The organism is Stenotrophomonas sp. HMWF023, assembly GCF_003060985.1.
GTDB classification, from domain to species: Bacteria; Pseudomonadota; Gammaproteobacteria; order Xanthomonadales; family Xanthomonadaceae; genus Stenotrophomonas; species Stenotrophomonas lactitubi.
On the sequence record NZ_QAIJ01000276.1, the window covers coordinates 1 to 8,336 of the forward strand.

Genomic DNA, 8,336 nt, shown 5'->3' on the forward strand with positions numbered 1-8,336 from the left:
CCGCAAGTACGTCCCTGTAGGCTTGGCCGCGGCATCCATGCCGCGGACACCCCGCAATCCGACACCGCCCCGCCAACCCACAGGAACCCAGCTTTTGCTTCGGCCGTTGCTGTGGCAGTTGCCGTTGCCTGGGCCTCTGCGGGTGCAGGGCGCAGCCCTGCCGAGAACCCTCAACCCTTACTGGAGGAGGGAACGCAGCATCCAGGCGTATTTCTCGTGGGTCTGCAGGCGCTGGGTCATCAGATCCTCGGTCGGGGCGTCGTCAGCGTCGTCGGCCACATCCAGCACTTCACGTGCCGTACGGCATACCGCTTCGTTGGCGACCACCAACTGGCGTACCATTTCACGCCAGTCCGCACTGTCGGTCAGGCCCGGCTCCTCGACGATCGAGGTCAGCGCAGCAAATTCCCGGTAGGAGCCCGGGGCATTGAAGCCCAGTGCGCGGATGCGCTCGGCCACGTCGTCCAGTGCCGCCCACTGCTCGGTGTACTGCGTCTCGAACATGGTGTGCAGCGAGTTGAACATCGACCCGGTGACATTCCAATGGAAGTTGTGGGTCTTCAGGTAGAGCGTGAACGCATCCGCCTGGAACCGCGCCAACCCATCGGCGATCTTCTTGCGGTTGCCCTGGGTGATCCCGATATCGATGTTGGGCGCCGACGGCGCGGAGGCCGCAAGCTTCTGCTTGCCGGTCTTGGGCTTGGTCGTGCTCTTGGTCTTCGCCATGGGGTTGCTCCTTGTGGAATCGTTGGCCTTCACAATAAATCAGTCTTGATGACTGGTCGCATTCAAAGTTTTAAACGAACCGATTGATGAACGCTATCGACAAAATGCCGCAGTCCCGCCAGCGCCAACAGCGTGCCGCCATCGACGGCGCCATGAGCCGCGACCGTGGACGATTGCTGGGAATGCTCTCGCGTTGCCAGGCCAAGCCACAGGATGCGGCGCTGGCCGCCAGTTTCGAGCAGGCCTTGCAGGTTTCGGTGCAGCGCCGGCAGGCGCGGGCGCAACAACAGCCGGCCATTACTCTGGACCCTCAGCTGCCGATTGCGCGTGAAGCCGAGACCATCACCCAGCTCATCCGCGACCATCAGGTGGTGGTGATCGCCGGTGAAACCGGCTCGGGCAAGACCACGCAGCTGCCGAAACTGTGCCTGGCCGCCGGCCGTGGCCAGGCCGGCATGATCGGCTGCACGCAGCCGCGACGGATCGCCGCACGTGCGGTGGCCAGCCGTGTCGCGCAGGAGCTGCAGAGCGAACTGGGCCAGCTGGTGGGCTACCAGGTGCGCTTCAACGACAAGGTCGGCGAAGACACCCGCATCAAGTTCATGACCGACGGCATCCTGCTGGCCGAAATCGCCAGCGACCGCTGGCTGTCGAACTACGACACGATCATCGTCGACGAAGCGCACGAACGCAGCCTCAACATCGACTTCCTGCTTGGCTATCTCAAGCAGCTGCTGCGCAAACGCCCGGACCTGAAGCTGATCGTCACTTCGGCGACCATCGACACCGAGCGTTTCGCCCAGCATTTCGACAACGCACCGGTGATCAGCGTCGAAGGCCGCACCTATCCGGTGGACGTGCGCTATCGCGCGCTGGAAGGCGAGGGCGAAGAGCAGGGCGAGCGCACGGTCAACGATGCCATCGTCTCGGCCATCGACGAAATCACCCGCCTGGATTCGCGCGGTGACGTGTTGATCTTCCTGCCGGGCGAGCGCGAGATCCGCGATGCGCACCAGTCGCTGGAGCGGCGCAAGTACCGCAATACCGAAGTGCTGCCGCTGTACGCACGGCTGTCCAATCAGGACCAGGACCGGGTGTTCAACCCTGGCCCGAACCGACGCATCGTGCTGGCCACCAACGTGGCCGAGACCTCGTTGACGGTGCCGCGCATCCGCTATGTGGTCGACCCCGGTTTCGCTCGCGTCAAACGTTACAGCCCGCGCAACAAGCTTGACCGCCTGCACATCGAGCCGATCTCGCAGGCCAGTGCCAACCAGCGCAAGGGCCGCTGTGGCCGCGTGGCCGAGGGCATCTGCTATCGCCTTTATGCCGAGGCCGATTTCCAGGCACGGCCGGAGTTCACCGATCCGGAAATCCGTCGCTCCAGCCTGGCCGGGGTGATCCTGCGCATGCTGCAGCTCGGCCTGGGCCGCATCGAGGACTTCCCGTTCCTTGAGGCGCCGGATGAGCGGGCCGTCGCTGACGGTTGGCAGCATCTGACCGAGCTGGGGGCGATCGACAGCGAGCGCTATCTGACCGCAATCGGCAAGCAGATGGCACGCCTGCCGGTGGACGTGAAACTTGCGCGCATGCTGGTTGCCGCACAGGCGGCCGGCTGCCTGCGGCCGATGCTGGTGATCGCCTCGTTCCTGGGTATCCAGGATCCGCGCGAACGCCCGCCCGAAGCGCGTGGCGCGGCTGATAACGCACATGCGCAGTTCGCTGATGGCCGCTCCGAGTTCGTCGGTGTGCTGCGCCTGTGGGATGCCTATCGCCAGTCCCATGAGGATCTGACCCAGTCCAAGCTGCGCGACTGGTGTGGCCGCCATTTCCTCGGTTTCCTGCGCATGCGTGAATGGCGCGAGCTGCACCGGCAGCTGCGCCTGCTGTGCGAGGAGCTGGGCTGGAAGGAAGAGACCAATGAGGTATCGATGGCGCCGCTGCTGGCTGGCAGCAGTGCACCGCCAGCCGCACGTGACGATGCCACTGCGGTGAAGGCAACCCGCGGCCAGCTGCACCGTGCCGCGCGCCTGGCCCGCGAGGGCAAGGCCGAAACGGCGCCCGCGCCGGTCGCCGCGCGTGCGCAGAAGGACCAGGTTCCCGACGGCGGTGGTTACAGCGAACGCGTTCGCGCTGCTGCCTACCAGACCCTGCATCGGGCGCTGGTGGCGGGCCTGCCCACGCAGATCGGCCATCGCAGCGAGAAGGGCGATTTCCAGGCGCCGCGCCAACGGCGTTTCCTGCCGTTCCCCGGCTCGACGCTGTCCAAGCGGCCGCCGCCGTGGCTGCTGGCGGCCAACCTGCTGGATACGCAGAAGGTGTGGGGCATGACCCTGGCGGCGATCGAGCCGGACTGGGTGATCGCCGAACTGCCGCACCTGCTGCTGCGCAAGCACTTCGATCCGCACTGGTCGCGTGCGCAGGGCCAGGTGCTGGCCTCCGAACAGATCAGTCTGTTCGGGCTGGTGCTGGCACCGAAGAAACCGGTGCATTACGGCCGCATCAATGCCGGCGAAGCGCACGACATCTTCGTGCGCCAGGCGCTGGTGACCGGTGAGATCAACACCCGCGCCAGCTTCGTGGCTGACAACCAGAAGGTGCTGGAGCAGGCCCGCGAGGAAGAGGCCAAGCTGCGCCGTGCCGGCATCGTCGCCGACGAGGACTGGCAGGCACGCTGGTACCTGGACCGGGTGCCGCCGCAGATCCACTCCGCGTCCGGGCTGGATGCGTGGTGGAAGGCGTTGCCGCCGGAGCAGCGCAAGGGACTGCACTGGTCACTGGTGGATCTGCTGCCGGGCGAAGGCAGCGAGCAGGAGCGCTACCCGAAGTACCTGGCCCTGGGCCAGGCGCGGCTGCCGCTTCACTACCGCTTCGAGCCCGGGGCCGAAGATGACGGCGTGACCCTGGACGTTCCGCTGCATCTGCTCAATGCATTGGATGCGGTGCAGCTGGGATGGCTCGCGCCCGGTTTCGTTGCCGACAAGGCGGCCGCGTTGATCCGCAGCCTGCCCAAGGCGATGCGGCGCAACTACGTGCCAGCGCCGGATTTCGCGCGCGCCTTCTACGAAGCGTTCTCACAACCCAGCGCCGATGCGATCACCGGTGAGCTGGCGCGCTTCCTGTCACGGGCAACCGGGGCAACGGTGGCCGCGACCGATTTCGAGCCCGGTTCAATCGAGCCGCACCTGCACATGAACCTGCGCCTGCGCGACGAGCAGGGCAAGGTGCTGGCAACATCGCGCGACCTCGATGTCCTGCGTGCGAAATTCGGCGGCCAGGCCGGCGATGCGTTCGCCGCGCGTGCCGGGCGCGAGATGGCGGCCGATGGCCTGCGCACGTTCCCGGCCACGCCGATTCCGCTGCAGGTACCGGGCGAGGCCGGCGTGCCGGCCTATCCCGCGCTGAAGGATGAGGGTGACAGCGTCGCATTGCGTATCTTTGCTGATCGCCAGCAGGCCGAAGAAGTACACCCGCTCGGCGTGCGCCGATTGCTGGAGATCGGCCTGGGCGAGAAGATCAAGCATGCACGCAAGCAGTTGCCGGTCGCAGCGAAAACCGGTCTGTTGTACGCCTCGATCGAAACCCAGGAACGCCTGCGTGGCGATCTGGTCGATGCAGCGATGAATGCCGTGCTGGCCGACGGCCTGGGCGATATCCGCGATGCGGCGACATTCGAGCAGCGTCGCGAACACGCAGCAAAAACGCTGTTCGGCGAAGCCATGCAGCGGTTGAAGCTGGCCGAGTCGATCCTTGCCCTGGTGGCCGAGTTGAAGCCGATGCTGGAAGCGCCGTTGATGGGCTGGGCGCGCGGCAATCTGGATGACATGGAAGCGCAGCTGGTTGGGCTGATCCATCCCGGCTTCCTGCGCGACACGCCGGCTGACGCCCTGGCGCAGTACCCGCGCTACCTGAAAGCGATGATCCTGCGCACCGAACGTGCCAAGCGCGATCCGCCACGCGACCAGGCGCGCATGCTCGAACTGCATCCGTTCCTCGAGGCCTTGCAGGTGGGCGAGCAGCAGGGCCTGCGCGAGCGGCCGCAGTGGCAGGCACTGCGCTGGGACCTGGAAGAACTGAGGGTGTCGTTGTTCGCGCAGGAACTGGGCGCACGAACCGGCATTTCGGCGAAGAAACTGGCGCAGCGGGTGACCGCACTGCGCCAGGCCTCGTAAGCCCTGGCTTGACCCCGCCGGGTGCTCGCCGGTGGGGTCAAGCGGAATGCCATCCATGCATGGCGTGGATCTACTGCGGGTCCCGGCGGTAGCGGCCGATGGCGCCGTTACTTGGTGCGACGCACCTTGGGCTGGGTGTTCACGCCTTCGACCTTCAGGTACCACACGCCCATCACCCCGGGGCTGATGCTGACCTTCGGCGATTGCTTGCGCACGCCGGACACCGAGGTGGTATCGGTCTGTTCCCACTGCTGGCCATTGTCCAGCACGTAGATCCGGCCCTTGCCGAAACCGCGGAACTCGCCCTGCAGCACGCCGCTGATCGGCTCGTTGCTGCCGAAGTCGAAGAAGCCGCGGTTCTTCACGATCACTTCCTGGCGGCCTTCCTCGCGCGCTTCTTCGCGCACCGCAGCGACGGCCTCGGTGGTGGCGGCCTCAACCTTGCCCTGCAGCCAGCGGTTCAGCGTCGCCAGCTCGGCGGCATTGAGTTTGTCCAGGCCGGCGGCCTTGAATTCGGCCGCTGACATCTGCTGCTGCAGGTCACCCTGCACCACGCGCTGGGCCAGCGCGGGCGCCGACAGGGACAGCAGCACGGCGGCACAGGCCAGCAGGCGAGGGCGGAAAGGCAGGGTGATCGAAGGCATGGCGGAACTCTCCCGTGGATGTCGGCGAGTGTAGCGGCATGTCCACATTCCCGGCGATGGTGGCCGCGGCGATTGTTCCTGAACGGCTGCGGCGCTAGTGTAGGGGCTTCTGTCTTGCCTGCTCGATGCTGTGAACCGCGCTTCCGTCCCCGGCCTGGATGCCTTGTTGAACCGTCCCTCGGCAGCCGTGCTGCCTGCTCCGCTGCGCCAGGCCCTGCGCGGGCATTGGGAATCGCCGGACTGCGACCCGCAGATGCGTGCCAGCTGGTCGGTGCTGGGCGATACCCTGGACGCGCTGGCGATGCTCTCGGCAGACGAGGGCGCCGTGGTGGCGGCCCTGCTGTTCGATCTGCCGGGCCTGCGCGTCCACCTCGACACACTGCCGTTGGGCAGCCACAAGGCGGCGGTGATCGGTCTGCTCGACGGCCAGGATGCGGCCGACCCGGTGTGGGCCCTGCACGCCGGTCGCGAGGCGGGCCGCAACAGCGAAGGCCTGCGCCGGTTGCTGCTGGCCATCATCCGCGACCTGCGGGTGGTGCCGATCCTGCTGGCCCGGCAGCTGGCGCGCATGCGCGCGGCCGACAAGCTTGATGAGGAGCAGCGCCGCGCGCTGGCCCAGTTGACCCGCGACATCCATGCGCCGCTGGCCAACCGGCTGGGCATCTGGCAGTTGAAATGGGAACTGGAAGACCTGGCGTTCCGCCACCTGGAACCGGACACCTACCGGCGCATCGCGCGCGAGGTCGACGAAACGCGCATCGCCCGCGAGCGCTACGTCGAGAACGTGAAGAAGGTGCTGTCGCGCGAACTGGGCGTGCAGGGCATCCACGCCGAGGTCAGTGGCCGACCCAAGCACATCTACAGCATCTGGCGGAAGATGCAGAAGAAGCGCCTGGCCTTCGACCAGCTGTATGACATCCGTGCGGTACGGGTGATGGTCGACGACGTGGCCGCCTGCTACGCCGCGCTCGGCGTGGTGCATGCGCTGTGGGCGCCGGTGCCGAGCGAGTTCGACGATTACATCGCACGGCCCAAGGCCAACGATTACCGCTCGCTGCACACGGCGGTGGTCGGCCCGGAAGGGCGCACCATCGAAGTACAGATCCGGACCCACGACATGCACGCGCAGGCCGAGCTGGGCGTGGCCGCGCACTGGAAATACAAGGAAGGCGGCAAGGGCGCGGAGAAGTCATTCGATCGCAAGATCACCTGGATGCGGCAGCTGCTGGAGCAGGCGCAGGACGGGCAGGGCAATGAACTGGCCGGGGCGCTCGATGCCGAGCTGACCGAGGACCGGGTCTATGCGCTGACCCCGAAGGACGAGGTGCTGGACCTGCCGCAGGGCGCCACACCGCTGGATTTTGCCTACCAGGTGCACACCATGGTCGGGCACCGCTGCCGAGGCGCCAAGGTCAACGGCCGCATCGTGCCGTTGACCTACCGGCTGCGCAGCGGTGATCGGGTCGAGATCCTGACCGGCAAGGAGGCCGACCCGCGCCGGGACTGGCTGATGCCGGCCAACGGCTTCCTGGCCAGCAACCGCTCGCGCGAGAAGGTGCGCAGCTGGTTCCACAAGCTGGACCGTGCGCGCAACGTGCAGGCAGGGCGCGAGCTGCTGGAGCGCGAACTGAAACGGCTGGGCCTGCAGCATTCGGACCTGGCCGCGGCGGCGAAGAAGTTCCATGCCGACAGTGTCGATGACCTGTACATCCAGGTCGCCCTCGGCGATACCGGCCCCAACCAGGTCAGCCGTTCGCTGCTGGAAGCCGAGCGTGCGGCCAGCCAGCCGGTGCCGACGGCGGCATTGCCGCGGCCGACCGCGCGCCGCGAGAACCTGGGCAAGTCCAAGTTCACCGTACAGGGCGTGGGCAACCTGCTGGTGCAGCTGGCGCGCTGCTGCCAGCCCGTGGCAGGCGAACCGATTGTCGGCTACCTGACCCGTAGCCGGGGTGTCACGGTGCATCGTGCAGACTGCGTCGCACTGGCGCGACTGGCCGCGACCAGCCCGCAGCGGATCCTGCCGGTGGAATGGGGCCAAGCCGGCGGTGGCTATGAAGTGGACGTGGTGGTCGATGCGGTCGACCGCCGCTGGCTGCTGAAGGACATCACCAACCTGATCGCACAGGAAGACGCCTACGTGCTGGACATTCACAGCGACAACGTCCGCAACAGTGGCCGCGCGCATCTGCGCCTGCGGCTGAAGGTCAGCGACTACGGCCAGTTGTCGAATCTGCTGGGCAAGCTCGATGCGTTGCCTGGCGTCAGCGAGGCGCGTCGTCTGGGCTGAGCTTCACGCTGCCCCGGCTACCCTGCACGCATGGAACGCGAGCCCCCGCATCGCTCACACGGCGCCGCACATCCGGCGCTCGATCGCGTTCGCCGCGAAAGCCGCTGGTGGTGGCTGCAGGCGCGCCATGCGCGCCGGGTGTGGCGTTGGGCGCTGTTGGCTGCTGCAGCCGTGTTCGTGCTGCTGGTGCTGGTGCGCAAGCCGCTGGCCGACTGGTTCTGGGATGAGCCACAGATAGAACAACTGCTGGCCGAGGGCGATCGCGCGCTGGACGACGGGCGCCTGACTGCGGGTGATGGCAGCGGCGCGCGCGAACGCTACCAGGCGGTGCTGGCCCTGGATGGCGACCGCCCGCAGGCGCGGCAGGGCCTGGCCCGCACCGGCGCGGCAGCGTTGCAGCAGTCGCGTGAGCGGCTGCAGGCGGGCGACCTGGACGGCAGTGCGCAGGCGCTGGCGTTGGCGCGTGAGCTGCAGGTGCCGCGCGCGGAGGCAGATGCGGTGGCGCAG

At 67.2% G+C, this 8,336-nt stretch carries 4 protein-coding genes and 1 pseudogene; 3 read left to right on the forward strand and 2 right to left on the reverse strand.

All coding sequences use genetic code 11. The features are described 5' to 3' along the window. Positions 1-177 precede the first annotated feature (177 nt). Positions 178-726, reverse strand: a complete 549-nt coding sequence (locus tag DBR20_RS15785) for a Dps family protein (RefSeq protein ID WP_089236539.1) — start codon at positions 724-726, stop codon at positions 178-180. Between the two features lie 86 nt (positions 727-812). Here DBR20_RS15785 and hrpA point away from each other — a divergent pair, with 86 nt between their 5' ends. Beyond that, positions 813-4,898 carry an ATP-dependent RNA helicase HrpA gene (hrpA, locus tag DBR20_RS15790; RefSeq protein ID WP_108266826.1) on the forward strand — a complete coding sequence of 1,362 codons (4,086 nt, stop codon included), beginning with the start codon at positions 813-815 and terminating at the stop codon, positions 4,896-4,898. Between the two features lie 107 nt (positions 4,899-5,005). Here hrpA and DBR20_RS15795 read toward each other — a convergent pair whose 3' ends face one another. Further along, the gene (locus DBR20_RS15795; RefSeq protein ID WP_108266827.1) at positions 5,006-5,542 is read right to left on the reverse strand and encodes a hypothetical protein; all 537 of its coding nucleotides are present in this window, start codon (positions 5,540-5,542) and stop codon (positions 5,006-5,008) included. A 130-nt stretch (positions 5,543-5,672) separates the two neighbouring features. Between DBR20_RS15795 and DBR20_RS15800 the strand changes: the two genes are divergently transcribed. Together DBR20_RS15800 and DBR20_RS23315 are read left to right on the forward strand one after the other, a co-directional pair. Continuing rightward, complete coding sequence (locus tag DBR20_RS15800; protein ID WP_181393106.1) at positions 5,673-7,829, forward strand: bifunctional (p)ppGpp synthetase/guanosine-3',5'-bis(diphosphate) 3'-pyrophosphohydrolase; 2,157 nt, start codon at positions 5,673-5,675, stop codon at positions 7,827-7,829. A gap of 30 nt (positions 7,830-7,859) precedes the next feature. After that, positions 7,860-8,336 (forward strand): annotated as a pseudogene (locus DBR20_RS23315) (hypothetical protein); the annotation flags it as partial.